The sequence below is a fragment of the Pectobacterium versatile genome (genome assembly GCF_020166435.1).
GTDB classification, from domain to species: Bacteria; Pseudomonadota; Gammaproteobacteria; order Enterobacterales; family Enterobacteriaceae; genus Pectobacterium; species Pectobacterium versatile.
Genome location: NZ_JAINZP010000007.1, coordinates 150,596 through 176,654 on the forward strand (window position 1 = coordinate 150,596; position 26,059 = coordinate 176,654).

General features: G+C 49.9%; 21 protein-coding genes and 1 pseudogene. 10 read left to right on the plus strand and 12 right to left on the minus strand.

Features of this window, described 5'->3' with window-relative positions:
• Positions 1–49: 49 nt before the first annotated feature.
• The 8 genes and pseudogenes from manD (at position 50) to K7X24_RS10870 (ending at position 9,355) form a co-directional block, all read left to right on the plus strand.
• Positions 50–1,264 (plus strand): D-mannonate dehydratase ManD, encoded by a 1,215-nt coding sequence (manD, locus tag K7X24_RS10835; RefSeq protein ID WP_039283781.1) that lies wholly within the window; start codon positions 50–52, stop codon positions 1,262–1,264.
• A 29-nt stretch (positions 1,265–1,293) separates the two neighbouring features.
• Complete coding sequence (locus K7X24_RS10840) at positions 1,294–2,316, plus strand: Zn-dependent oxidoreductase (protein WP_039507683.1); 1,023 nt, start codon at positions 1,294–1,296, stop codon at positions 2,314–2,316.
• 199 nt (positions 2,317–2,515) lie between these two features.
• Entirely contained in the window at positions 2,516–3,886 is a 1,371-nt protein-coding gene (locus K7X24_RS10845; protein ID WP_010309555.1) for an MFS transporter, read from the plus strand.
• A gap of 274 nt (positions 3,887–4,160) precedes the next feature.
• On the plus strand, positions 4,161–5,627 hold the full coding sequence (locus K7X24_RS10850; RefSeq protein ID WP_224554859.1) for a mannitol dehydrogenase family protein: 1,467 nt from the start codon (positions 4,161–4,163) through the stop codon (positions 5,625–5,627).
• Positions 5,628–5,824: 197 nt separating this feature from the next.
• The gene (locus tag K7X24_RS10855; protein WP_010309278.1) at positions 5,825–6,511 is read left to right on the plus strand and encodes a GntR family transcriptional regulator; all 687 of its coding nucleotides are present in this window, start codon (positions 5,825–5,827) and stop codon (positions 6,509–6,511) included.
• A gap of 378 nt (positions 6,512–6,889) precedes the next feature.
• Complete coding sequence (locus tag K7X24_RS10860) at positions 6,890–7,681, plus strand: hypothetical protein (protein WP_224554862.1); 792 nt, start codon at positions 6,890–6,892, stop codon at positions 7,679–7,681.
• 90 nt (positions 7,682–7,771) lie between these two features.
• Positions 7,772–8,457, plus strand: a pseudogene (locus tag K7X24_RS10865) (IS1 family transposase).
• Between the two features lie 97 nt (positions 8,458–8,554).
• Entirely contained in the window at positions 8,555–9,355 is an 801-nt protein-coding gene (locus K7X24_RS10870) for a hypothetical protein (RefSeq protein ID WP_224554863.1), read from the plus strand.
• Between the two features lie 200 nt (positions 9,356–9,555).
• Here the strand turns inward: K7X24_RS10870 and K7X24_RS10875 are convergent, their stop codons facing one another.
• The 6 genes from K7X24_RS10875 to K7X24_RS10900 all read right to left on the minus strand — a co-directional run bounded on the left by K7X24_RS10875 (position 9,556) and on the right by K7X24_RS10900 (position 16,601).
• Positions 9,556–10,860, minus strand: a complete 1,305-nt coding sequence (locus K7X24_RS10875; protein ID WP_198997271.1) for a phospholipase D-like domain-containing protein — start codon at positions 10,858–10,860, stop codon at positions 9,556–9,558.
• Entirely contained in the window at positions 10,853–11,536 is a 684-nt protein-coding gene (locus K7X24_RS10880) for a MotA/TolQ/ExbB proton channel family protein (RefSeq protein WP_224554865.1), read from the minus strand. Before K7X24_RS10880 ends, K7X24_RS10875 begins: the two co-directional genes overlap by 8 nt.
• A gap of 85 nt (positions 11,537–11,621) precedes the next feature.
• The gene (locus tag K7X24_RS10885; RefSeq protein ID WP_224554867.1) at positions 11,622–13,862 is read right to left on the minus strand and encodes a TonB-dependent receptor family protein; all 2,241 of its coding nucleotides are present in this window, start codon (positions 13,860–13,862) and stop codon (positions 11,622–11,624) included.
• A gap of 89 nt (positions 13,863–13,951) precedes the next feature.
• Positions 13,952–14,692: an energy transducer TonB gene (locus K7X24_RS10890; RefSeq protein ID WP_224554868.1), complete on the minus strand. Its 741-nt coding sequence runs from the start codon at positions 14,690–14,692 to the stop codon at positions 13,952–13,954.
• Position 14,693: 1 nt separating this feature from the next.
• A complete protein-coding gene (locus K7X24_RS10895; protein WP_224554871.1) occupies positions 14,694–15,098 on the minus strand; it encodes an ExbD/TolR family protein in 405 nt (134 codons plus the stop codon).
• A gap of 309 nt (positions 15,099–15,407) precedes the next feature.
• A complete protein-coding gene (locus K7X24_RS10900) occupies positions 15,408–16,601 on the minus strand; it encodes a multidrug efflux MFS transporter (protein ID WP_103861286.1) in 1,194 nt (397 codons plus the stop codon).
• A 399-nt stretch (positions 16,602–17,000) separates the two neighbouring features.
• Between K7X24_RS10900 and azuC the strand changes: the two genes are divergently transcribed.
• Complete coding sequence (gene azuC / locus K7X24_RS22180; protein WP_014914323.1) at positions 17,001–17,078, plus strand: stress response protein AzuC; 78 nt, start codon at positions 17,001–17,003, stop codon at positions 17,076–17,078.
• Between the two features lie 124 nt (positions 17,079–17,202).
• Here azuC and K7X24_RS10910 read toward each other — a convergent pair whose 3' ends face one another.
• The gene (locus tag K7X24_RS10910) at positions 17,203–19,068 is read right to left on the minus strand and encodes an Svx/AvrXca family virulence/avirulence protein (RefSeq protein ID WP_224554872.1); all 1,866 of its coding nucleotides are present in this window, start codon (positions 19,066–19,068) and stop codon (positions 17,203–17,205) included.
• A 622-nt stretch (positions 19,069–19,690) separates the two neighbouring features.
• Between K7X24_RS10910 and K7X24_RS10915 the strand changes: the two genes are divergently transcribed.
• Positions 19,691–21,220 (plus strand): methyl-accepting chemotaxis protein, encoded by a 1,530-nt coding sequence (locus tag K7X24_RS10915; protein WP_198997266.1) that lies wholly within the window; start codon positions 19,691–19,693, stop codon positions 21,218–21,220.
• Positions 21,221–21,288: 68 nt separating this feature from the next.
• On the opposite strand, the gene K7X24_RS10920 is transcribed toward K7X24_RS10915, so the two are convergent.
• From K7X24_RS10920 to K7X24_RS10940, 5 genes are all read right to left on the minus strand, one after another.
• Positions 21,289–22,578, minus strand: a complete 1,290-nt coding sequence (locus K7X24_RS10920) for a cytosine permease (protein WP_224554876.1) — start codon at positions 22,576–22,578, stop codon at positions 21,289–21,291.
• A gap of 14 nt (positions 22,579–22,592) precedes the next feature.
• Complete coding sequence (locus tag K7X24_RS10925; RefSeq protein ID WP_224554878.1) at positions 22,593–23,282, minus strand: helix-turn-helix transcriptional regulator; 690 nt, start codon at positions 23,280–23,282, stop codon at positions 22,593–22,595.
• Positions 23,283–23,311: 29 nt separating this feature from the next.
• Complete coding sequence (locus K7X24_RS10930; RefSeq protein WP_224554881.1) at positions 23,312–23,725, minus strand: GNAT family N-acetyltransferase; 414 nt, start codon at positions 23,723–23,725, stop codon at positions 23,312–23,314.
• Positions 23,726–24,100: 375 nt separating this feature from the next.
• The gene (locus tag K7X24_RS10935; RefSeq protein WP_224554883.1) at positions 24,101–25,129 is read right to left on the minus strand and encodes a Gfo/Idh/MocA family oxidoreductase; all 1,029 of its coding nucleotides are present in this window, start codon (positions 25,127–25,129) and stop codon (positions 24,101–24,103) included.
• A 47-nt stretch (positions 25,130–25,176) separates the two neighbouring features.
• Complete coding sequence (locus K7X24_RS10940; RefSeq protein ID WP_224554885.1) at positions 25,177–26,046, minus strand: sulfurtransferase; 870 nt, start codon at positions 26,044–26,046, stop codon at positions 25,177–25,179.
• Positions 26,047–26,059 lie beyond the last annotated feature (13 nt).

Here is a 26,059-nt window from a genome sequence, read left to right on the forward strand (position 1 = left end):
ATGGTAGTCAGCATAAACGAATGGCTACATGCACAGAAGGATAAGTAACGTGAAGATTGTCAGCGCTGAAGTGTTTGTCACCTGTCCGGGACGGAACTTTGTCACCCTGAAAATTACGACAGATAGCGGATTAACCGGCCTCGGCGATGCGACGCTCAACGGGCGTGAGCTGCCGGTCGCCTCTTACCTCAAAGATCATGTGTGTCCGCAGCTAATTGGCCGCGATGCGCACCAGATCGAAGATATTTGGCAGTATTTCTACAAAGGCGCGTACTGGCGTCGTGGTCCAGTGACGATGTCCGCGATCTCGGCAGTTGACACCGCGCTGTGGGATATCAAGGCCAAAGCCGCCAACATGCCGCTCTACCAACTGTTGGGCGGGGCATCGCGCACGGGCGTCATGGTCTATTGCCACACCACGGGCCACTCGATTGATGAAGTGCTGGATGATTACGCTAAGCATCGCGATGAGGGCTTCAAGGCGATTCGCGTACAGTGCGGTGTGCCGGGTATGAAAACCACCTACGGCATGGCGAAAGGCAAAGGGCTGGCGTATGAACCGGCGACGAAAGGCAACTTGCCGGAAGAGCAGCTGTGGTCGACGGAAAAATACCTCGATTTCACGCCGAAACTGTTCGAAGCGGTGCGCGACAAATTTGGCTTCAACGAGCACATGCTGCACGACATGCACCACCGCCTGACGCCGATTGAAGCGGCGCGCTTTGGCAAAAGCATTGAGGACTATCGTCTGTTCTGGATGGAAGATCCAACGCCTGCGGAAAATCAGGAGTGCTTCCGTTTAATCCGTCAGCACACGGTTACGCCGATTGCAGTTGGTGAAGTCTTTAACAGCATCTGGGATTGCAAGCAGCTGATCGAAGAACAGCTCATCGACTACATCCGTACCACGATTACCCACGCGGGCGGGATTACCGGCATGCGTCGCATCGCCGACTTTGCCTCGCTCTATCAGGTGCGTACCGGTTCGCACGGGCCGTCGGACCTGTCGCCTATCTGCATGGCGGCGGCGCTGCATTTTGACCTCTGGGTGCCAAACTTCGGCGTGCAGGAATACATGGGTTACTCGGAGCAAATGCTGGAAGTATTCCCGCATAACTGGACATTCGATAACGGCTACATGCACCCAGGCGAAAAACCGGGGTTAGGCATTGAGTTCGATGAAAAGCTGGCGGCCAAATACCCCTATGACCCCGCTTATCTCCCGGTTGCCCGTCTGGAAGACGGCACGTTGTGGAATTGGTAAGAGTGGAATAGGTAATCAGAGGTCAAAACATGAAAAGCATTGTGATACAGCAGCCGAATGAGCTGGTGATTGAAGAACGTCCTATTCCGCAGCCCGCGGCAGGTGAAGTTCGGGTGAAGGTAAAGCTGGCGGGTATCTGCGGTTCGGATAGCCACATCTATCGCGGGCATAACCCTTTTGCCAAATACCCGCGCGTGATCGGGCATGAATTTTTCGGCGTGATTGAGGCGGTGGGTGAGGGCGTGGATGCTTCCCGTCTGGGCGAACGTGTCTCGGTCGACCCGGTAGTGAGCTGCGGCCATTGCTACCCTTGCTCCATCGGCAAGCCGAACGTCTGTACCTCGCTGGTGGTGCTGGGTGTGCACCGTGACGGTGGGTTCAGCGAGTACGCTGCCGTACCGGCGAAGAACGCGCACATCATCCCGGATGAGATCCCTGATGAGTTCGCCGTGATGGTCGAGCCCTTCACGATTTCAGCCAACGTGACCGCACAGGTGAAGCCGACGGAGCAGGATATCGCCCTGATTTATGGCGCGGGACCGATGGGGTTGACCTCGGTTCAGGTGCTGAAAGGCGTGTTCAACGTGAAGGAAGTCATTGTCGTCGATCGCATTCCTGAACGTCTGGATATGGCATTACGCAGCGGAGCGGACAGGGTCATCAACAACGCATCGCTGTCATTAAAAGACGAGCTGGAAGCGCTGAATATCAAGCCTACGCTGATTGTTGATGCTGCCTGCCATCCGTCTATTTTGCAGGAAGCGATTACGATTGCGTCTCCTGCGGCACGCATCGCCATCATGGGTTTTTCCAGCGAGCCTTGTCAGGTCAGCCAACAGGGAATAACCAGCAAAGAGATCTCCATTTTCTCATCGCGCTTGAATGCCAATAAATTCCCGATCGTGATTGAGTGGCTGAAAGAGAAGCGTATCGACCCAGCAAAACTGATTACCCATCGGTTTGATTATCAGCAGGTGGTACAGGCGATTGAGGTCTTTGAAAAAGATCAAAAACGCTGCTGTAAAGTCCTGCTGACATTTAATGATGCATGACACGTTATTAACAACAGGGGATATATAAAAGGAAAAACTATATCGACTACAGAATAATATAATGATTCCTTTGAAGTAATTATTTCTCTCTTAATCACTCCAGATCGTCAATAACGGACTGGAGTGGATTGCGACACCATGATGAACGGTAATTTTACTTACTGTGCTCTACCATAATTACAAATCGTCGAGAGTATATATGAATACGCAAATAGCATCTGGACAAGATAAGCCTGTAAGAAGTACCAAGGATTTAGTCAAGGCGGCAGTATCCGGCTGGCTGGGCACCGCATTAGAATTCATGGATTTCCAACTGTATTCGCTCGGTGCGGCATTGGTTTTCCATGAAATATTCTTCCCTGAACAATCGGCGGCAATGGCGCTGATTCTGGCAATGGGAACCTACGGCGCAGGCTATGTCGCACGTATCGTTGGTGCCTTTATTTTCGGCCGTATGGGGGACTCCATCGGCAGAAAGAGAGTGCTGTTTATCACCATTACCATGATGGGGATCTGTACTACGTTAATTGGCGTGTTGCCGACCTACGCACAGATTGGTATTTTCGCGCCCATCTTGCTGGTGACCTTGCGTATCGTGCAGGGATTAGGAGCGGGAGCCGAGATTTCCGGTGCCGGTACCATGCTGGCTGAATACGCGCCGAAAGGGAAACGCGGGATTATTTCCTCTCTGGTGGCAATGGGTACCAACTGTGGCACGCTCAGCGCTACGGCTATCTGGGCCGTCATGTTTTTTGCCCTCTCAAGAGAAGAGCTACTGGCGTGGGGCTGGCGTGTACCGTTCCTGGCCAGTGTCGTCGTGATGATCTTCGCGATCTGGCTGCGTATGAACCTGAAAGAAAGCCCGGTCTTTGAAAAAGTGAGTAATGATGTCTCTGGTACTGAAGAGTCGTCACCGGCTCTGGTGGTTGAGCAAAGCGAGCAAAAATCAGTACTGTCCATGTTCAAAAGCAAGGCGTTTTGGCTGGCAACAGGATTACGCTTCGGACAGGCGGGAAATTCAGGGTTAATTCAGACTTTCCTCGCGGGGTATTTAGTCCAAACGCTCTTGTTCAATAAATCTATTCCTACTGATGCATTGATGATCAGCTCCATTATTGGTTTTATCACGATTCCATTATTAGGCTGGCTCTCGGATAAAATTGGTCGCCGCGTACCGTATATTATTCTGAATATCTCGGCGATATTGTTAGCCTACCCAATGCTCTCTCTTATCGTCGATAAAGAGAATAGCGTTAACGTGATTGTTGTCAGTATTATCATTATTCATAACTTTGCGGTGCTGGGGTTATTTGCGCTGGAAAACATCACCATGGCGGAAATATTCGGTGGGCGCAGCCGCTTTACGCAAATGGCGATTGCCAAAGAAACGGGCGGCCTGGTTGCCGTTGGTTTTGGCCCGGTGTTAGCGGGTATTTTCTGCAACATGACCGGTTCCTGGTGGCCGATTGTCGTGATGATGATTGCTTACTCGGTGATTGGTTTATTCGCGGCTATCTGTATGCCGGAAGTGAAAGACCGTGACTTGGATGCATTAGACGACGCGGTATAACAGAACACCACTGCGCTCCTGTTTGCGGAGCGAAAACGGGGATAATGGGATAGAAGAGTAAAGCGTTTGCGCCATGGACAAAAACGTCAGGAACGTTTTTGAACGTTGCTTGCGACGGCCCTGAAAGGGTGAATCTCAGGGATGAGATTCATATTCGCGCAATCCGAGCGTACAGGGATGTATTCACAGCGTCTTTACGATCTACCCATTATCCCCGTTCCTCTCAGGTTTCCAGCAGTTGACATATTTTTTGAATCACCTATCAGGGATAACGATGAGTATCAGTGAATTTTCTACTCTTAAACCGCAGGTTGTGGTGCCGCGTTACGACCGACGCCTGCTAAAAACACGTATTGCGCATATTGGCTTTGGCGCATTCCACCGGGCGCATCAGGCGGTCTGTGCCGATAAACTGGCGGCGGAGCACGGTAGCGACTGGGGCTATTGCGAAATCAACCTGATTGGCGGTGAGCAGCAGATTGAAGCCATTCGCCAGCAGGATTTGCTGTGGTCGGTGTCCGAAATGGCGGACAGCGGCTGGAATAGCCGAGTCATTGGCGTAGCAACCCGCGCGCTGCATGCGGAAGTCGAAGGTATCGAGGCTGTACTGGAAGCGCTAAGCGCGCCGGATATCGCCATTGTGTCGATTACCGTCACGGAGAAAGGCTATTGCCACCATCCGGCGACGGGGCAGTTGAATAGTGAACATCCGCTGATTTGCCACGATCTGGGGTTACCCGCAGAACCACGCTCCCTGCCCGGTGTGATTCTGGCTGCCATCAAACGCAGACGGGAACGCCAGCTACCGGCATTCAGCGTGATGTCCTGCGACAATATGCCGGAAAACGGGCACGTCACGCGCAACGTGATCGTGCAACTGGCCGAGTTGCAGGATGTCGAACTGGCGCGCTGGATTGAACAGCACGTCACCTTTCCGTCCACGATGGTGGACAGGATTGTTCCAGCTATCACCGGGGAAACGTTGGAGACAATTCAGGGACAGCTGGGTGTAGCCGACCCCGCGGGGATCGCCTGTGAACCGTTCTTCCAGTGGGTGGTTGAAGATAACTTCGTCAACGGCCGTCCTGCGTGGGAAAAAGCGGGCGCGGAGCTGGTACAGGATGTCCTGCCGTTTGAGGAAATGAAGCTGCGTATGCTGAACGGTAGCCACTCGTTTCTGGCGTATCTTGGCTACCTTGCTGGCTATCAACATATCAGCGAGTGCATGCAGGACAGCGAACTGGTCGCGGCGGCGCATCATCTGATGCTGCGTGAACAGGCTCCAACGCTGCGTACACAGGGGGTCGATCTCGCCGCCTATGCGGATGCGCTGTTGGATCGCTATCGCAACCGTGCGTTAAAACACCGTACCTGGCAGATTGCGATGGACGGTTCGCAGAAATTGCCACAGCGGATGTTGGATTCGATCCGCTGGCATCTGGCTCGCGGCAGCCGTTTTGATGCGCTGGCGCTTGGCGTGGCAGGGTGGATGCGCTATGTCGGCGGTGTGGATGAGCAAGGACAACCGATTGAAATTAGCGATCCGCTGAAAGACTTGATCGCGGAAACGGTGCAACGTAGCCCGGAAGGTGAAAGCCGAGTCGCGGCATTGCTGACGCTGACGGCGATTTTTGGTGAGGACTTACCGAAGAATCCTGTCTTTGTTGATGCGGTGACGCAGCACTACCTGTCGCTGTTAGCGAAGGGCGTGAAAGGAACATTGCAGGGTACCGACTGGTAGGACGAAAGGGCGGCGGCGACGGCCGTCGTGTGACTGTATTGATATGCCGTAATCATAAATCAACACAGGATGAGGTGAGTGCCGATGATGCCTTGCCCTGTGTCTCCCACTCTTACCACGACAGGCGTTGTAACACTGACACTCGCTGCGCTAAGCGTGTATCATAAGCGGTAAATTTCTCGGGTAAGCACAGCGGCATGGATACCTCTTTTCAGATCAACAACAACGAACCAGTCAATCAGCAAATTTATCGCGTACTGCGCAAAGACATTGTGGAATGCAATATTCCGCCGGGTAAACTGCTGTCTGAAAAAGAAATTTCCGTGCGTTTTGATGTGTCCCGCCAGCCGGTCAGAGAGGCTTTTATCAAGCTGGCAGAGGCCGGGCTGGTGCAAATTATGCCGCAGCGCGGCACGTTTGTGATGAAAATCTCCGAGCAGCGCGTGGCGGATGCCCGCTTTATCCGTCAGGCGCTGGAATGTGCGATTGTGCGCCGGGCGGCAGAAATGGTGACGGAAGAACAGCTGTTGACGCTGGAGCACAACTTACGCCGTCAGGAACTGGCCGCGCAGAATGAGCAGGTGCGGGAGTTTCTCAGCCTTGACGACAGTTTCCACCAGCTTTTGACGCAGATTGCCAACTGTCCGCTGGCGTGGGAAACCATCGAGTCGATTAAAGCGACGATGGACCGCGTGCGTTTTCTCAGCTTGAGCCAGGTTTCACCACCAACCAGCCTGATCCAGCAGCACTACCTGATTTTTAGCGCCCTGAAAGCGCGCGATCCCGATGCCGCAGAAAAAGCGATTCGTGAGCATTTGCAGGAAATGATCTATTCGATCACGCCGATTGCGCAACAGAATAGCGACTGGTTCGAGCACGCCTGAGTAGCTATTGCGTTGAATAATCTGGTGGGAAGCACTCGCTGAACCATTGTCCTCAGCGAATGGATGAGGCTGCCCTATTTTCTGGCTGCTATCACAGCATGGTGCTTACGTGCCCATACTGTGATGGTTTGCTCACTCAGCGCGATAACACCGCAATTTCACTGCTGCTCAAGACTTCATCATAGATTTTGAAATAATCATATCAGCCTTTCATATAGTGAGTGGTCGGATATGGTAAACGCCCAAGAGAAATGTTATTCAGCTCGCCCTCGCAGAGTAAGTTAAAATAGAGATATATAAATTATGGATGTTTTTTGAAAGAATGCATAACATTTTTATGTGACTATTGAACGCCTATTATTAAATAGGATATTAAAAATGTTAAATGAAGTATCAAATAGTAAAACCAATGCACCGATATTATTGTGTCAAGATAGTCAATTAGTATCAACAGAAGGGGGGCGGATTGTTAATAAACTAGATTATATCAGCAATCTACCTATTGAAATAAAAGAAAAAATCGCATTCAAACTTAATGTTACGGATTATAATAATTTACGTAATTCATCTGAGTTGATGAAGACGAGTTTGAAATCTATTAGTTTTATCTGTAATGAGTTAATGGAGAACAAATGTATTGGAGAGGTAAGAGAGCAGTATTTGTCAATTTTCCGTAAACAAATAGATGAACTCATTAAAAATGATATGTCAGATGATTTATCACTAGCTATACAAGGACTTGAAATGTCTGAAGGTGTTTATCCTTTTGAATTAAAAACACAATGCTATAAAAATAATAAGAAGTATGGTGATTTATTAATGCGTTTCAAAATGAAGGCATCCGGTAATAATTGCAATAATAAACCAGGAATGCTTTTTCTTCGTAAGAATTCAGGAGAGGTAGGTGTGGAGTTACTATCACTGGAATTTAATAGTATTGATATTAATAAGGATATTCTGGATATTATATTTAAATCGTTTGACACCATTTTCAAAGAAATTAGCACCAACGATCGGCTTTTTTTTGCAGCTAGCGCTTATACCTTAATGAAAGGACTAATTGATAAAACTCCAAATAACATTAAGGTAAGCGATATTTCTGCGTGTACATCAAAATATCCAGAGTTAATTGAAACTGGGAGAATGACACTTGATTACTTCGCGGAATGAGTCAGTGCATTAAGAACCACTTCCAAATGAAGGTCATGTATTCAATTCGTTGATGCCCCTGTAAAATGAGCGATTTCAGGTGTGGAGTTGATGGCTCAGGTTGACGTGAAATGTCCTTTTTGTGAATGTACCGACGCAGTTAAAAAGCATGGTATGGGTAATGCTGGATACCAGCGCTCTCGCTATCAGTCATGCTGCCGTACTTTCCAGCTCGACTATGCGTATTGCGCCTGCCAGCACGGCATGAAAGAACAAATTGTTGACCTTGCTATGAACAATGCCTGCATTCGTGATACTGATCGGGCGTTACATATCAGCATTAATGCTGTTGTGCGCACCTTAAAAAACTCGCGCGCGATGTGTAACCACACTTTCGCTGGACAATCTCTAGATTTAGCTTATCTGCGAAGTTGATGAAATGTGATCATTTGTTTGCAACAAAAAGCAGCAACGCTGGTTGTGGTATGCGTGGGAACCTAGCCTCAAACGAATCATTGCCCATGCTTTGGGGGGCGGAACAAAAAGACGTTGCACCAAACTACTAGGTTTGCTTTCAGGCTTCAGCGTAGCTTTCTGGTGTACAGATAACTGAAATGTTGCCGGATAAAAAATACATAACTGGCAAGCTTTACACGCAGCAGATTGAGCGCGAAAACCTGAATCTTCGCAATCGGTTAAAACGACTGAATCGCAAAACTCTTGGGTACTCAAAATCAGTGGAAATGCATGACAACATAATCGGTACATTCATCGAGCGTGAACATTATCTACAATGATCTGATATACACATTGAATACATGACCATTTTTTGAAAGAGTGTATTATATTTTTATGTAACTATTGGGTATATATTTATTAAATAGGATAAAATAAATGTTACATAACATATCAAATAGCAAAAACAATACACCAATATCATTTAATCAAGGTAGCCAACCAACATCAGTAGAAGGGCAGTCGGGTTTTGTTCATAAACTAGATCATATCAGTAACCTACCTGTCGAAATAAAAGAAAAAATTGCATTCGAACTTAATGCTACAGATTATAATAATTTTCGTAATTCATCTGAAACGATGAAGGCAGATTTGAAATCTATTGGATTTATATGTGATGAACTAGTAAAAAATAATTTTTCTGGAAAAATAATGAAAAGACATTTCCCAATGTTTAAACATGTCAAGGAATTTCTTTATGAGGATGTATCGGATAGTTTATCACAAGCTATACAACATCTTAAAGCATGTGAAAATACACCTTTTTGTAATTTCATTGAGGTAGGAACGAAATACTACGAATGTGATAGTGTTTCTGACAATGTGTTAATGCGTTGCAGAGAGGAAATCTGCAGAAACATGTGCGATAAAAAGCCATTAACATCGATGAGTTATGGGGGGAGGGACTGCATAACAGCACTGGGTATTTATAATCCTCATCTTGATAAAGATACATTGGATATTATCTTTAAATCGTTTGATACCATATTCAAAGAAACTCGTACTAATGATCGACTTCTTTTAGCGTCTACTGCTTATATTCTTATGAACTATCTAATTGTTAATACCCCAAATGACATTAAGGTAATCGATATTGCTGCATGTACATCAAAATATCCAGAGTTAATTGAAACTGGGGTTGTGGTTGTTAATTATCAGCGCCAGAAGTCAGTGAATTAATAGCCACTCCCAAAAGGAGTGTTCATTAATAAATAGTGATCACTCCTGAGGGCTAAAAATGGCAGACATTAGTTTTAGTGTATAAGCGATGAACTCAGGGAGAAAATGGTTCCTCTAAATCTCCGCAGAAATTCGGCAACCAGCAGTGCTAACAATGTGTGTTTCATGCTATTCCCCATCAAATGTCATTCGGGTTGTGGCTACGGTGCGGTGACCGTGCCGCCTGTCGTGGATGAAGTGATACCACCCGGATTGAGCTGAGGATAATCATAATCAATGCGCAAAGGATGCGCGTACTCGCTGTTCCACAGTTGTGTATAGAGCATGTCTACCCGCTGCGCCATCGCTGGGTTCTGAATCACCATCTCCAAATTGCGCGAGTTATCCAGATAGCCGCCGCTCCAGTTGCTGGTGCCTATCCAGGCTTTTTGGCCGTCGATGGTCATGATCTTACTGTGGATCACGCGGGCAAACGGGATGAAGCCGCTGCTGGCTTGCGGTATTGAGACCGTTTTTATCTGAATGTTGGGTAGCACGGCCAGACTTTTCAGGTAAGCGATATTCGGCATTTTGGTGCTCCATTCGGACACCATCAGCTCGATCTGGACGCCGCGTGCGGCGGCGGTGCGAATCGCGTTATCGATCACCGCGTAGTAGGGGCGCGTTTTATCCGGGCCGTAAGAGAGCGGGACGTAATCCATCACCTGAATGCGAACCTGCTGTTGGGCTTCGGCCAGCAAACGAGGGAGTTCTTCTTCGGAATCTATCACGCCAGCGGGGTTGAATGCTTTGGGGCTGGCAACCAGATAGTTGCCCGAACGGTCAGCGGGTTGCGTTGCTGCGGGCAGCGGCGCAACGGTTTCGCCGTGGGTCAGTCGCGCTTGCGCCAGCCAGTCTTGTTCAAAAATGGCGCTAATCTGAGTCACCACGCGGGGATCGTCGATTAATAACCCCGTTTCGTGAATGTGCTCCAGCGCCCGCCAGTCAAGATTCTGGCTGCCCATGTAGGCCTGTTTGCCATCAACCAGCAGATATTTAGCGTGCACAATACCGCCGCTCAGGCGTTCAAAGGGGATTACGCGCAGCTCCAGATTCGGAATCGTTTTGAGCTGTTCCAGCGTGTCCTGCGTGGAAATTTTTAGCCCTTTTTCTTCAAGCAGCAGGCGGATTCGCACGCCGCGTTCTCCGGCGGCACGCAGATGCTGTAAGACGTTATCGAAGCGTGTTCCAGCCTGATTAGCGACATAGAATTGGCCCAGTTCAATGGTGTGCTGTGCGTTATCAAACAGCGATATCCACACCGCGTCGCTGGGGCGTAAATCGGGGGCGGTCAGCGTGGTTTCCACCGGGGCGTCATACACTAATTCATAGCCGGGAATGCTATAGCCGCTAGTGTCGGCATGAGCTGACGCACTCACAATAAACAATACGCCTCCTGCCAGTAGTGTGTTGATGCAATGCTTCCAGCGCTGCCCCGGATGGGTGAAACCACAACGATTAAGCATAGCGCTTCTCCGCTATCGCTTTGTCTGTCATTGCATTGTCCGTAACGGCACTGTGCGTTACAGCGGAGCCCGCTTTCTGTTGACGAGTATGCGGCATTCCGGCGCGAATCAGCAGGACTTTCAGCATTTCGTTGATGTGTTCCATTCGGCTTTGCAGGAAATTGTTCCCCAGCAGGCAAACCAGCGCGATGGCGATGCCCAGCCCGGTGGCGTACAGCGCGGTTCCCATGCCGGCGGAAACCTGACTTGGGTCGGAGATTCCCGCGGCGGACAGGGCTTTGAAAGTTTCGATGATCCCCATGATGGTGCCGAGCAGCCCCAGTAACGGTGCTGCGGTGACGACGGTTTCCAGAACCCACAATCCGCGCGACAGCTGCGGCTTACTTTGCAGATATTGTGTGTCGATCAGGTCGTTAAGCGCATCGCGGTTTTCTGCCTGATGCGACTGTGCCAGAACCGGCGTGACGACAGCGATTGGCAGACTGGGGCGCTGAGTCAGTGCGTCCGGCAGATCGTGAACGTGGCGAATATCCGCCGTCAGCGCGCGTTCCAGACGCTTAGCTTGCCGATGCGTATAGGAAAAATAGAGACTGCGTTCGATGATGATCATCAGGGCGATCACCAGTGAGGCGTACATGACGTAGAAAATAATCTCGTGCAGCATATCGGCGTTCATGGCCTGATCCTTTTGTTGCCTTGTGGGGCGTTGTTGGTGATGAGCGCCAGCACGGAAAACCGTGCTGGCGTATTACGTTAACGAATTAGAACGTGGCTTCCAGTGAGGCGTTGAAGGTGCGCTCTTCCCCGACGTTGTAAAACGGTGTGCCTGCCGATACGCCGTTATACGATCGTGAGTTGAAGCTCACTGAGCGCGCGGAGTCGAGATACTCTTTGTCGAACAGGTTGTTGACGCCAAAGCGTAAGGTGGCGCTTTTCACGATCTTCTTATCCACTGGCAGATAGATACCGGCGCTAAGATCGAAAACGGTACGTCCGCCGATCTTCTCGTCATTGGTCATGTCACCGTAGAACGATCCGACGTAGCGGCTATTCACTCCGGCGTAGTAGAGGCCGTCGTCATAGCCCAGCCCGAGGTTGAGCATATTTTTCGGCGCGTTGGCGACCTGCTTGCCCGTGGTGGGGAGCTGGCTGCCACCGGTGGCAAGATTGTTTTTCTGTGTGGTATCGGTATAGGTATAAGCCGCGAAGTAGTTGAAGTTATGAGGCAGTTTGCCGCTCCACTCCAGTTCTAGCCCTTTGTTTTCCACTTTCCCAGCGTTGATCATTTCGTAATCGCCGGCGGCGTTACGGCTGGAGATCTGGCGATCGGTAAAGCGAATAAAGAACAGTGAGGCGCTCAGCAGCATGTCCTCATCCTGGAAGCGCCAGCCGAGTTCCTGATTCCAGCTCAGCTCAGGCTTGGTATTGATGGAATCGCCAACGTTATACAACACGTAGTTGGGCGGGGTACGCATGTTGCGCGTGATGTTATAGAACACCTGATTTTCGGTATTGATGCGGTAAGCCGCGTTAAAGCTAGGAAGGAACTCGTGGTATTTCTTGTTCTTTTTCTCTGCGACGTTATACAAGCTGCCGAGGTTAGTCCCGTCACGTTCTACGTGCTGATAGGCCAGACCGCCGGTGAACGTCCATTCTGGGGAGAAGAACCAGGTGTCCTGAATCCAGATTTTATGTGCTGGCGTGACGGTAAATTGGTTACGGCCTTGAACCACGTTCCCGTTCGCGTCGGTGACCTGATTCGCATCGCCGGGTTTGCCGGAGATGTTAACTGGAGTGCCGTCGCTCTTAATCGGAATGAACGGCTGTGTTTGACGCTGGCGGGCACGCTCGAACCAGTAGCCGATATCCAGACTATGCTCGTCGCTAATATCCCATTTCAGCTTGGTGGTGATACCCGGTCGCCAGGTTTCTGTCCACGACGGGCGATAATAAGTGTTGGAGGTCAGGTTGCTGAGATCGTAGTTACCTGCGCGGTCCGACGTCGCGGATAACACGCTGGCGCTTCCGCTGCTAAAACTGCCGCCGTTCGTCGAGAAATAGTAGGGCTGTAACGTCAGCGCCAGATTATCGCGCAGCTGCAACTTCTGGGTGAACGTGACATTCAGTGTTTCAAAGTTATTGCGATTGAGTTTGTAGTATTGGGATATTTGTCCACGGCTGTTGTAGATAGGCGTCGTGGCGTAATCCATCTTGCGTCCATTTTGCTCGAACTGCCGTTTGCTCAGCGTCATGTAGTTGATAGTGTCTTGCTGATTGTATTTCACAATCAGGCTACTGCTGTGGCCATTTTCATGTTCATACAGTCCGTTCCACTCGACTTTATCGGCGCGGGAATAGCCTGCGCCGCGCCATTTGTCGGAATCGGTATACGAGTAGGAGAGCCAACTGCTGAAGCCGTTGTGTTGACCGGTTTCCAGACGTGCAAAGGTCTTGCTGAGGTTGTTGCTGCCGAACGTCTGCTTAACGAAGCCGCCAAATTCTTTCGCCGGACGGTGGGAAACCAGCCCGATGTTACCGCCGCTGGCACCGATGTGCGGGCCATCCATTTCTGATGAACCTTGGGTAACGAAGATCTGCTCCAGGTTTTCCGGGTCGCCCATGCCGTTCGGGTACACGGCGTAGTCGCCGGAATCATTGACGGGAATGCCGTCTGATGACAGGCCGACCTGATCCGCACTCATGCCGCGCATGGTATAGCTGACGCCGCTTAAGCCGCTGGCGTCGTTGCTGCTGACGTTCAGGCCCGCAGTGTATTTTAGTTTATCAATGGCGTTGCCTGCGGCGGGCATTTTATCCAGCGCGTCTTTTGTCACGGTCGAGCGCGATTTGGCGCTGTCTTCCTGAACCATTAATCCTGCGCCGAGCGGTTGTCCCTGTACGTTTATTGTGCCGACATCTGTCGCCTCCTCTGCCAGCGCGGAGCCTGCCAGTAATACGCCGACGACGGACAAACATACCCCAGAAAGTTTGAACGGTTTCATTTAATATCCTAGTTTTATCATTAGGTTATCTGCCAACATGCTGTTGACGTTATTTTTGCTGATTCACTCTCTTGCTCAGGTGCGAAACGCTACTGCGCCTGATAATCGAACGTGGCTAAAAAGCGTTTTGTGCTTTGTCCTGCAAAGGCATCGGCAGGGAAGGCCCGAACCTGTTTAAGACTCTGTAAGCTGGCCTGCGCCGCGCGGTTCAGCAGCATGCTGGATGCTTTGCTGTTGATCCCTGAATTGATGACCCGCCCTGTGCGATCGACTTCCAGCCAGACTTCAACGCGGCCTTCGGGACGCTCAAGCGATGCCTGTCGCCCGGTTGGGTAGCGTTTGGTTTGTTCAAGCTGCGCGCGCAGCGCCTGCGCATAGCTGTTTTCCAGCGCGGCGACATTCACCGACGGCGCGGAAGGGGCTGCCGGTGTTGGGCGCTTGGCCGGGGCTTCCGGGCGTGGCGTAGTCGGCTTGGCGGGTGTGGGCGCCGGTTTAGGTTTGGTTTCTGCCTTGGGTTTAACTTCGGGTTTAGGCTTCGGCTTCACTTCCGGCTTAGGGGGCGTAACCGGCGGCGCTTCTATAATCGGATCGGGTTCATTAACCGGAATCGGCTCGGGTTCCGGTTGTGGCACAGGTTCCGGTTCTGGCTCAGGGAGCGGTTCGGGCTGGGGAATGGGTTCCGGTTCAGCCAGCGTGAGCGCCATGACCGTTTCGTCGTAGTGCTGCTGAACTTTCAGCGGCGGCTGTTGGCTGGCGAAGAACAGGCAGGTGGCAAACACCGGCAATGGCAACCAACTGATGGCGTGGCGTGAGCGATAGAGCTGATACATGTCACAATTTCCGGGTAGCGATAGAAATGGACGAGAACCCACCCTGACGCAGGGTATCCATGACGGCTACCAGACGCTCAACCTCGACGCTTTTATCGCTGTTGATAATGATGGTGGTTTGCTGATCTTGCTGCTGCTGTTGCAACGTCGTCACGAGATCGCTCAGGGCCATTGGCTGCCCGTCGAGCTCAAGATGATCCTGCGCGCCAAGCGTGATGATCGCTTTCTTCTGCGGCTTGAGTTGCTGTGCGCTGCCTGCGGCGGGGAGTTGCGCTTTCAGGCCTAGCGCAGGAATAACGTTCATGCTGATCAGGACAAAGAAGACCAGCAGGAACATCATCACATCGATCATGGGAACCAAATCGATGTGGGCTTTTTGCTTCTTTGGTTCGTTCCAGTTTCTCATTACTCACTTCCCTACAGGCGCGAATGTCTGCATTTCTGAACAGGGCAATCCGCGTGGCGCTGAAACAAAGCAGCCAATATAGGTAGGGTTTGTTTAATTTTTTTTACATTTATGTGATTAATTTTTCATTTAGATACGTGTTGGTGGTAATTTTTTGTCAAAAAATAAGTTTTTTGATGTTTTTACATCATTTATAACAAAGGGGGGGAATACCCTGAGAAAGGGAGAGGTACATGTGGTGGGCGCTCATCAAGAGAAATGAATAGCCAGTGGAATCACTGGCCGGAGAATTGTCTTTTAGCTGGAGCGTTATCCTTTTCCGCGCGGTTTCCTGAAGGCGAAAAAGAGTTGGATTGTGTTGCACAGCACCAGAAAGGCGGTGATGACGAATACCCAGCGGAAGCCCATCAGGGCGGAGACGCCGGAACCCACCAGCGGCCCCAGTACGTTGCCCAGATACATGAATGACTGGTTATAGCCGAAGATGCGGCCTGTTACCTGCTGACTGCTGTATTTGACCAGCAGTGCCTGCACGGTTGGCATCAGTGCGCCATCGGCAAAACCCAGCAGAAAGCGCAGTATGCCGAGCTGTGTGGGGCTTTGTACCATCGCCATGACCAGAAACAGCAGCACGCTGATCGCCAGTGCGGCGATCAGGACACGATGTGCGCCGATCCGGTCGCCTAAACGGCCAAGTCGCGGTGCGGATAACAGGGCGGACACGCCGGGAATGGCCGCAATCACGCCGCTGATAAAGGCAATGTTGTCCGTGCCGGGAGCCAAATCGCGGATGAACAGCGTCAGGATCGGGCTGATGGAGCCGTTCGCCATCTGGATCATCATCGTCGTAATGAACAGACAGATGATGAGCGCCGGATACGGCAGCGAAGCGAAGACGGCTTTTCCGCTGAGTCGATTCTCTTTGGTGACCTTAACCACGCTCTCTTTAATGGCGAAAAGCGTAATCAGGAAGCTGATAAACAACAGGCCACCGGTGATGAAAAAGACGATGCGTAGCCCGATATAGTCGGCCATAAAGCCGCCGAATAAGGGGCCGAGAATAACGCCAGCAATCTGCCCAGTCGATAGCATGCCTAGCGCCCAGCCGCTTTTTTCACGCGGAACCTGTGAAGCAATCAGCGCCATCGCGTTGGGAATGTACCCGGAGGTCAGCCCCATGAGTGACCGTAGGATGAACAGTTGCCATACGTTGGTCGCCAGCCCCTGCAATGACATCACGATCGCCATGCCAAGTGCGGCGCGTAGCAGCATGAGCTTTCGCCCTTTACGATCGGCGAGGCTTCCCCACAGTGGCGCAACGGCGGCTGAGATGAGAAAAGACGAACTGAAGATCAAACCGGACCACAGACTCAGCGACTCGTGCGAGTGAACGCCAAGCTGCTCAATGTACAGCGGCAAGAAGGGTAATATCTGGCTCATGGCCAGCCCGGTGAAAAAACATCCCAGCCAGGCAGAGAAGAGGTTAAGTTTCCAGGTTTCCATGGGGTAGGAATGGGCCTTCATCAGCGAATAACCAATGGCGAAACCGTGGTGACTGCGCGTGAAAAAGTGTGCTAACCGACAGTAAATGGCGCTCAGTTAATAACGGACAGTGACTAAAATTTCGTCTTTCATCATGAGCATAGCATAGCCAGTGGCGTATTGGTCACTGATGGTAATGATTCGCAACAAAAGAAAATAATCGTGGGTAAGGACGGAGTAGGGGAAGTATTGGTGAACTTCATTGTGTGACTTGCATCACAAAAAATGTGCTTTTTCTCAACAAGAGTGTACAATTCATCCCCATAAAGCGGGGCACTGCGCCATTAAGACAAGTCATCGCTAAACAGTCATTCCATCGCTTAGTTAAACAATACGTTAAGTAAAACCAAGGTGAAAAAAGTGCGTAACTTCTTTAAAAAAATGCTGGCGGCTTACCTGAATACCTATAAAGACGTGCCGCCCGGCGCACTGTTCTAAGAGTCTGTGCTATGTATCGTATGAAACAGGCCGCCAATAGGGCGGCCTGTTTATTTGTGGGGCCGACTTATTTTGAGAATCAACATAACGTGGTTCTGAGTCAGTTCCCCTTTCTGTCGTGATATTACTTCGTGCTATAGACCGGAACGGCCGTCACTTCTGGCACGGCATCGGTCAGGTAAGCACCGGCTGCGCTGCTTCTGACTTCCTCATCATCAATAAAGCCATAGAACACGCCTTGTGATGCAGAAGCGCCGCGAATTTCCGCATCGCCACGCATTTGCGCATTGCCTGACAGCACAATACCGCGCTCAAACGCACCCGGCCCCATGAAGACCGTATGCAGTCGCGCGTTATCGCGTACCACGGTATTACCCTGTAGCACCGTCAGGCCCCCGACAACAGCGCGACCTTCCACCGTTCCGCTCAGAATCGTTGCACGATCTTCAATTCTGGCGTTATCTCTCACCGTCCCGCCGATGACGCGAGCATAAGGCCCGACGTACGCGGAAGGGGCAACATTGGCTGAGTTCGATACCCAGCCGCCGCCGTTTGCGTGACGAGAACCGTTAGCGGTTGGATTGGGCGCACCAGGCTGGCTGCCTTCCGGCCAGACGCCGGTGAAATCAGCCATCCACGGATAGCGGTAAAGGGAATAGTAAGCCTGATCCCACTTGATCTTCTGCATTTGCGACGGTGTACCCATGACCACCATGTAAATGCCGCGATCGTCCTGACGAATAGTGAAGTTTTTCACTGTGGCAGACGCGCCGCGCTGCAATTCACTGTAGCGAGAAACGCCGTCCGACCCGATAGCGACAATACCCCAGCGCCAGTCGGAATTCGGCTGTGGCATGGTCGCCGGATCGTTCTTCAACCCAGGGAAGCGGGTAATGGCCGATTTACTCTGCACCATGCCACGGAATTTAACGGTGATTTTCGTCGCACCGCTTTCTGGGATAAGTTTGACGATGTTATAGCCTAACTGCTGCGGAGCCTGATCGAACGGTACGGAGAAGCGGCGAAGGCTGGCGCTGGCACCGACAACCGGCTCAAGTGCGGTGGTTCTCAGCAAACGGTCAGCGTTATTCTGGTTGGGTTGCACCGCACCATAGCTGCCATAGGTTGAGCGGTAAAAACGGCCACGGTCGAAACCGTCTGGATCGATGTAATCCCAGTTGACGTTGTGCATCGCCCAGTCGCCGAAGACATCGTTGAATTCAGACTGGCTCCAGCCCATGTTGGTGCGCAGAATAGACAGCGGATCGGCGGTAGACTGACCGCTTTCGCCCCATTTCGGTGCTTTTGCCCACATATCGTTGATGGCACCATAGCCAAAGCGGTTCTTCACATATTCCATAAACTGCCAGTTGCAGTAACGGTTACGTGTTGAACCCAGATAAATATGCGAATAGTTGACCTGCATTTCTGAGCAGTGTGCCGACGTACCGCGGAATTCATCCATCTGGTGCGTCATCCAGTTCGCGTGGGATTCCCAAATCCAGCCAACGTAGTTATCGCCCGCACTCTGGAAGCCGCCAGTTTGCCCTTGCAGCGCATGGGTAAATTCGTGCGCCAGCCCCCAGTTATCCTTGAGTGACGCAGGGCCGATCCACATTCCCATGCTGCCACCACCTGCAATCCCGCCGCTAAGCCCAAAGGTCGGGTCGATGTGAATATTGGCTTTATATTTCACGGTCTGTTTGCAATAAGGCTCGGGGAACTGAATTTGGTTAATGAACTTATCCCAAATTTGCTCCAGTTTCTGCCCTGCGGCAACGGCATCATTGCGGTTAACGTCGTTATTATTCCAGCGGAAGGCAAAGTGCTCAGTCTGGTATTTCACGGAAGGCATATCGGTGATGGAACTATCCACCTGCCAGTTACCCGCGACACAGGCTTCAGCGGCGTTTGCCGTATTGACCATTAATGCGCCACTTAAAACGAGTAGACAGTTTAGCGGCGTGAGACATTTTTTTATCTTTGGCATAAATCCTTTTCCTAGCATATACCCGCTATCTTTCCAGTTGCAGGCACGTTGTTCAATACGACAACGTTTGGCTCTGCCCCTCGAAAGCTATTGGGATAACCATAGCTATTTTGCCTTTTTGCATACTGATGATGTATGGAAAAAAGTCCCATCATCGCCAGTATTCAACGGCAATCCTCAGGCCATCATGGCCTATTTTTACTTAAGTAGTACTTGTATGCCCCAAATAAGGACCCATTGATTATATTACAATTTTAAGACGATGGCATATCTGAATTTCTGGCCTCTGGTGAGGCGTGCAATACTTAACGCAAACTCTGTTGTGAATCATTGGCAGGGTAAGTCAGTGATCACTAGCCATTGTTAAAAAATAAATAAAGGGATTGTCTCGTAGAGGAAGAGAAATAAATGTGACAGTGATGGTGATTAAATAAAGATAAGATAGTTTATAGCGCCACATGGTTTCTATAAAGAATAACTGTGTCTTTGCATTGATTTTATCTTGATTAAATCATGATTTTTATGTGTAATTCAGTATAAAGATATTATTTTTTGATTAATGTAAGTTTTTTATTTTACCTGTCGATATAACATTACTTTCATGTTGTTTTTTGGTGCTTTGATGAGTATAAAATTTAGGCTTATATCAGTTATGCTACTGATGGCGGTTTTATTATTAGTCGTTTCTATTATTGGTCTTTCGGGGATAAACAGTTCAAATCAATCTTTAAAAACGATGTATAACGATCGGCTTATCGCATTGGGGTATCTTGATAATGTGACTCGCCAGACGAGTAGCGTGATGTTTGAAATTGCCAGTGCAGATATTGCCAACATTGAGCGAACAAAAAAGGCACTAGAAAATATATCAAAAGCAAGAAAAGTGGCTGATGCACAATGGTTATTGTATAGCAAAACCTATTTAACGGGTGATGAGCAAACGCTGGAAAAAGAGTACGATGTATTGCGAAAAAACTATGATGAAAATGTGCTGGGTGCCGCCGTTAAATCGATTGAAAATAAAGATAAAAATACGCTTGAACGTATTATTAACGCCTCGTTAAAAGATGATTATATTCCTCTTCAAAAGTTGATGGATGATTTGATCCGGATTCAATCAGAGGTGGGTAATGAGCTTTATGTTTCCTCTCAGCATGATTTCACCAAAATATTGATAGCCGTAGTGGTTACATTTCTTGCCGGTGTCGTTGTTGTGATCCTGCTGGGATGGCGGTTAATTATGTCGATTGCTGTTCCAGTACAGAACGCCGTTGGGTTAGCACGTAAAGTTGCAGAAGGCGATCTGACCCATCCTATTGAAGTAACTTCAAAAGATGAAATGGGGCAGCTTCAACAGGCGATGAAAGATATGGTGTCGAACCTGACTAATATTGTGGATCGCGTGCACAGTAATGTGGATGTGATTGCCACGGCATCGGGCCAGATCAGCAGCGGGAATATTGATTTGTCTTCGCGTACAGAGCAGCAGGCTAGCTCGCTCGAGGAGACGGCGGCGTCGATGGAGCAGATGACCTCTTCGGTTAAGCAAAATGCGATTAATGCCAAAAATGCCAATGGACTAGCAACTACGGCGTCTAAACGTGCAGTGGATGGCGGGAAAATGATGACGAACGTCATTACCACCATGGAGGATATCGTGACATCTGCTGAAAAAATTACCAATATCATCAGCGTGATTGATGGTATCGCTTTCCAAACCAATATCCTGGCATTGAACGCGGCGGTGGAAGCCGCGCGGGCAGGGGAACAGGGTCGTGGTTTTGCCGTGGTGGCTGGCGAAGTTCGCAGTCTGGCTCAACGCAGTGCCAGCGCTGCTAAAGAGATCAACGATCTGATCGGTAACTCCGTCAATCAGGTGACGAAAGGCCGTAGCTTCGTGCGGGAAGCGGGCGATACCATGCACGTTGTGGTTGAAGATATTCAGCGTGTTGCATTACTGGTTGCTGAAATCTCAGAGGCAAGCAATGAGCAAAGTATTGGCATTGAGCAGATCAATACGGCGATCAACCAGATGGAAGTGGTAACACAGCAGAACGCGGCGCTGGTCAATGAGGCTGCTTCTGCCGCAGAATCATTATTTGAACGTACCGAAGAGCTGAGTAAAGCGGTGGCAGTGTTCCGTACTGCCTAACCATTCGTGCATAATCCTTCGTGGTAAACCAGCCCATTGGACATTCATCCCATGGGCTGACTTTCTCGCTATGCAGGTTGGCGTAGCGGGTGAGGGATGCTTTTCATTGCCCAGTACAATATGCTGGCCACGATCAGCGAATTAAACGCCGGTACGCCCCACTCAAAGGCTAATCCGACGATGGCGCCGACAATGCTGGCAATAATAGCCGGCCAGCCAATCAGCGGCGTTTGTGCGTTGTCGGGTAATTGGCCTTCGGCACGGCTGGTTTCGAGCAACGTCTTGTGGGTGCGCAAAATATAATAATCAACCAGCATTACCCCGATAATCGGTGGGAACAGCACGCCTAATAGCGTCAGGAAATCAATAAAGCGGTCCAGAATACCTGCTACCGAAAGCAGTGTGCCGATGAAGCCAATGACCAGCGTGATCGAGACATAGCGTAATTTCTTCCCCGTGACCCCTTCTATCGCATTGGCGATTCCCAAAGAGGAGGAATAAAGATTGATATCGTTCACCCTCAGTGTCGAAAATATCACGGCAATCAGCCCGATGCCGCCCGCTGCCTGAGACATGATCGTTACAACGTCTGCGGTATTGAGCGCACGGGCAATAATGATGGCGAGACCATTCACCATAAATTCCCCGACGATAATCGACAGCATCGTCATCCAGAAAACGTGTTTTCCTTTTTGGGAATAGCGCGTCATATCGGGAGTAATTAAACTCGCGACGATACAACCGCCTACGACCATCGTCGCGCCAGCGCTAATGGAAATGGCTTCACCGTTAGGTGCGGAGGCGATCAGTTCAGCAATATTGTGGCCGGAGAGCGTCATGATCGAGATATAGCCGACGACGATGACAAACATCGGCACGGCGATTTTGGCTGTAAAGCGTAACGCCCTGAAACCAAAGGCAACCAGCAACGTCAACGCAATGCCGGACAGGGTGGCAGACCAGCCAAAACCGAGCTTATCCGCCATTGCAAAGTTAAGCGCTTTGGCGAATACGGCGTTCTGGACGCCGAACCAGCCGATGAGGCTAACGGCGATCACTAGCCCAATCAGGACGGAACCAATACGGCCAAAGCCGCACCAGCGTGCGAGCAGGCTGCCCGACATCCCTTCTTTCATGCCCGCATAGCCCAGCCCCACGGTCACCACGCCAAAAATGGCGCTGCCAATAAAGATGGCGAGAAATGCCTGGCCCAGCGTCATGGAATGGCCGAGCACCGCACCTAACATAAACTGGTCTAGCGCGGTTAACATGCCGATGTGCACTAATGCCACATTTAAAAAAGGCAGCCGGACACTCAGCGGAACGCGGCTGACGGGGTAGTCATCTATTTTTTCCATGTAGATAGGTTCTCTTATATAAATTGAATGCCTTTCTCGATGAGAGAGTTAGGAATATAACCATCGATTCCAAGATGGCGACAAAATTCCTCAAATTGAGGTAAAGAATGCGCCTCTGCTTTTTGATACATATTATATATTCTGTTCTCGATTGTTTTTGGTGATACGTTCATTTTTCTGGCTATTTCTTTATTTGATAAGCGCTGTAGTATCAAGAAGATAATATCCAGTTCTGATTGGGTGAAAATACTGGTTGTTAATTCGGTTTTTAACGTGGTCGGCTTCTTTTGGTCTATATAGATGAGCGGAGACCGCGTATCCAGAGGCCTTGCATTCCACATCGTACCAATGCAAAGCTTATTTTCATCAAAGATGGGGATCTTTTCACTGACGAAGGGCGTCAGTATTTTCTTTCCATACCAATAGTGTGTTTCGATAACAGTGACTCTATTTTCACTATTTTCTGTTAATCTATCGTGTTCTTTTAAATCGTCAGAAAGTTCCGCCCAACTGGCAGGAAATTCATCATCTAGTCGTCCTTCAATATCAAAACGCATTGGCGTATTGGTATAAAGGTAAGCGGCTTTATTCATGTAAACATGGCGTGATGATAAATCTTTAATACCCCATGGTTCATTTAAACATTCCATCATAATAATCAAATTACGAATATAATCAGTCATGTTTGCTTGTGATGATGGCATCCTGCCCTCCTTAATAGGCTGGAATTAATTCAGCGGATCAATTTAGCTAAGTAATGTCGAGTATGCTTGTGCGCATATCCCGGTAGGTTCCCATATTCTTTGTAGCCCAATTTTTCGTAAAATCCCTTCGCCTGAAATCCGAATGTATCCACATAAGCCAGATGGCAACCACGCTTTAATGCTTCTTTTTCAGCAACCTGCATGAGTTGGCGGCCAAGTCCACTTTTACGATATTTCTCGCTGACCCAAAGATATTGAACTTCTAATGCACCCCACCAGGTTCTGGAGATTAACCCTGCGATAATATTGTTTTCATCGTCTTTGAAATTTAAAAAGAGAGGGGAAATATCAACAGCTTCGTACTGTTCATTGTGTTTCCAAAGGCTTGCTATTACAAATTCTTCTTCATCCGAATCTGGTGTGTTAGTAATATGTAGATTCATTACAATAAAACCTCATTATTAGCACGCTAAATTATACTTCCAATGTGAATGCTTCTTTATCATATCAAATATATTTAGGCAAGAGTGAATTTCACTCGTTCTTAGGTGGCTATATTACTCTATGATAAACAGCATAATCTGATAAGCATTGATTGTATTTTGATGATAATCAGAAAGTAAGCACGTATTTGCCTCACCAGGGAAAATACCAGATCATTTATAATGAAAATGTATGTTTTGTCGAAAAATGTGTTTTTTATGAGGGGGTAATTACTTGCTGATCTTCTTGAAAACCGATGCTGGCTAAACACAATATGCTGACTAAAAACAAGGTGGAGGCCATGATAAATCCGACCTCCTTTATCCTGCATATCTTTAACTTATTTCTGCCTCAATTTCCGCCAGAGAAACAATGCGACGTTCTGCCGCGGCACGCGTTGCGGCTTCTGCCATCATTTGAGCGCGCAGTCCATCATAAACGCCGGGGACGGAAATGGCTTCTGGCGTACCAGCATTGCGCACAAATACCGTAAAAGCCTGAATCGCGGCCGCATAGCTCGGTGCCATGCGGATCATGGGATCTTTCGGCAGCCCTTCCGTCAGGACTTTGTCATCAAAAATACGCATGACGCTGCCCTCGGTAATGCGTGATGATTCAGCCAGCCCGCCTGTACCAAACACTTCAATGCGATCGTCATAGCCATATACGGCGCGACGGGCGTTATCGATTTGGCAAAGCGCCCCGCTGGCGGTGCGCAGTGTCACCATCGCGGTATCGACGTCGTTAGCTTCAAGAAACAGCGGGTCGGCAATCACCGAACCGAAGGCCGCGATATCCGTAACTTCTTCACCAGTTAACCAGCGCACCAGATCAAAAAAGTGGATCATCTTGTCATAAAACAGGCCGCCGGAAACGCGCAGATATTCCAGAGAGGGAATGCCGTTAGGGCCGCGTGACGTGATTTGCACAGTCTGTACTCGACCCAGACGCCCCTGTGTAATGTCCGTTTGTATTGCGGCATGGTTACGATCGAAACGGCGATTAAAGCCAACCATCACCTGCTGCTGCTGTTCACCTAATTCAATCAGCGTGCTGTGGGCTTCTGCCAGCGTTGAGGCCAGCGGCTTTTCGCAATACACCTTTTTTCCTGCTCGCACGGCCGCCAGCATTAGCGGGCAATGTGTCTCTGTTGATGACGCGATGATGACGGCATCAATGTCATGAGCCGCGATGATGGCTTCTGCGTCAGGGAATACACGGGCACCGTGCTCAGCGGCAATGGCTTCTGCCCGTGCCGCTACGGGGTCGGTAACAGCAACCAGCCGTGCGAACGGGTGGTTTTTCAGGTGTTGAGCGTGTACCGAGGCAATGCGCCCGGCACCAATAAGTCCGATAGAAATCAAAACGGTTCTCCAGTAATTATTCGGTAATCATGAGCTATTGCAGGCCATTAGCCGACGGTCATGGGGAGATCGTCCGCGTCTGCCCATTCGGACAGCGAGGCATCGTAAAGGGCGACATTAGGATGGCCGAGTAACATCAGGACAAAAACGTCGGCACTGGCAGCCACGCCGTGTCCGCAATAGGCAATGACTTTTTTATTATCGAGATCGAGCGCGGCAGCGGCCTCACGCAGCCGATCCAGCGGAAGATAGGTTCCACTGTCGGCATCGAACAGGCTGGCGGCAGGCAAATTATGGCTACCAGTGATGCGTCCGGCACGACCGTAATTGTTCCCCTCTGCGCCGGAGAACTGCGCGGGCTGGCGTGCGCTAAGGATGCAAATGTGTTGGTTACCGATGGCGGCCAGCACTTCAGTTTTCTCGGCAATCAGGTGCGGGCGCAGCGAAGCGATGAACTGGCCTGCTGGACGATGGCGACCTTTGCCACTTTCCAGCGGCAGGTGTTCGCGCCGCCACTTTTGCAATCCGCCATCCAGCACAGCGACGTTATCAAAGCCAAAAACGCGTAACAGCCACCAGACGCGAGTCGCCCACCACGGATCGGCGCTGGAATAAACCACAACGCGAGTGTCGGGACGAACGCCAAAGCGTGTCATGGCAGCAGCGAAGTTCTCTGGCGTAGGGAGCATGTATTTATAGCGGTGGGTGTTATCAGACAGGTCGGCTTGTACATCAATAAACTGCGCGCCGGGGATATGGCCAGCGTGAAAATCAGCCCGTGCCGGTTCTGCGCGGTATAGCGTTTTTTCATCAGGAACTAAACGGGTGGTACAGTCAAAAATCAATATATCGGGGTCGGTCAGGTGGGCGGCGAGCCATTCGGTACTCACCAGCCCGTCAGCATGTGACGTCTTCATTGTGTTTTGTCCG

Bases quoted from the DNA above. Each gene is read 5' to 3' on its own strand.
- K7X24_RS10840 (WP_039507683.1), top strand. From the start codon at position 1,294: ATGAAAAGCATTGTGATACAGCAGCCGAATGAGCTGGTGATTGAAGAA.
- K7X24_RS10845 (WP_010309555.1), top strand. From the start codon at position 2,516: ATGAATACGCAAATAGCATCTGGACAAGATAAGCCTGTAAGAAGTACC.
- K7X24_RS10850 (WP_224554859.1), top strand. From the start codon at position 4,161: ATGAGTATCAGTGAATTTTCTACTCTTAAACCGCAGGTTGTGGTGCCG.
- K7X24_RS10855 (WP_010309278.1), top strand. From the start codon at position 5,825: ATGGATACCTCTTTTCAGATCAACAACAACGAACCAGTCAATCAGCAA.
- K7X24_RS10860 (WP_224554862.1), top strand. From the start codon at position 6,890: ATGTTAAATGAAGTATCAAATAGTAAAACCAATGCACCGATATTATTG.
- K7X24_RS10870 (WP_224554863.1), top strand. From the start codon at position 8,555: ATGTTACATAACATATCAAATAGCAAAAACAATACACCAATATCATTT.
- K7X24_RS10875 (WP_198997271.1), bottom strand. From the start codon at position 10,860: ATGCTTAATCGTTGTGGTTTCACCCATCCGGGGCAGCGCTGGAAGCAT.
- K7X24_RS10880 (WP_224554865.1), bottom strand. From the start codon at position 11,536: ATGAACGCCGATATGCTGCACGAGATTATTTTCTACGTCATGTACGCC.
- K7X24_RS10885 (WP_224554867.1), bottom strand. From the start codon at position 13,862: ATGAAACCGTTCAAACTTTCTGGGGTATGTTTGTCCGTCGTCGGCGTA.
- K7X24_RS10890 (WP_224554868.1), bottom strand. From the start codon at position 14,692: ATGTATCAGCTCTATCGCTCACGCCACGCCATCAGTTGGTTGCCATTG.
- K7X24_RS10895 (WP_224554871.1), bottom strand. From the start codon at position 15,098: ATGAGAAACTGGAACGAACCAAAGAAGCAAAAAGCCCACATCGATTTG.
- K7X24_RS10900 (WP_103861286.1), bottom strand. From the start codon at position 16,601: ATGGAAACCTGGAAACTTAACCTCTTCTCTGCCTGGCTGGGATGTTTT.
- K7X24_RS10910 (WP_224554872.1), bottom strand. From the start codon at position 19,068: ATGCCAAAGATAAAAAAATGTCTCACGCCGCTAAACTGTCTACTCGTT.
- K7X24_RS10915 (WP_198997266.1), top strand. From the start codon at position 19,691: ATGAGTATAAAATTTAGGCTTATATCAGTTATGCTACTGATGGCGGTT.
- K7X24_RS10920 (WP_224554876.1), bottom strand. From the start codon at position 22,578: ATGGAAAAAATAGATGACTACCCCGTCAGCCGCGTTCCGCTGAGTGTC.
- K7X24_RS10925 (WP_224554878.1), bottom strand. From the start codon at position 23,282: ATGCCATCATCACAAGCAAACATGACTGATTATATTCGTAATTTGATT.
- K7X24_RS10930 (WP_224554881.1), bottom strand. From the start codon at position 23,725: ATGAATCTACATATTACTAACACACCAGATTCGGATGAAGAAGAATTT.
- K7X24_RS10940 (WP_224554885.1), bottom strand. From the start codon at position 26,046: ATGAAGACGTCACATGCTGACGGGCTGGTGAGTACCGAATGGCTCGCC.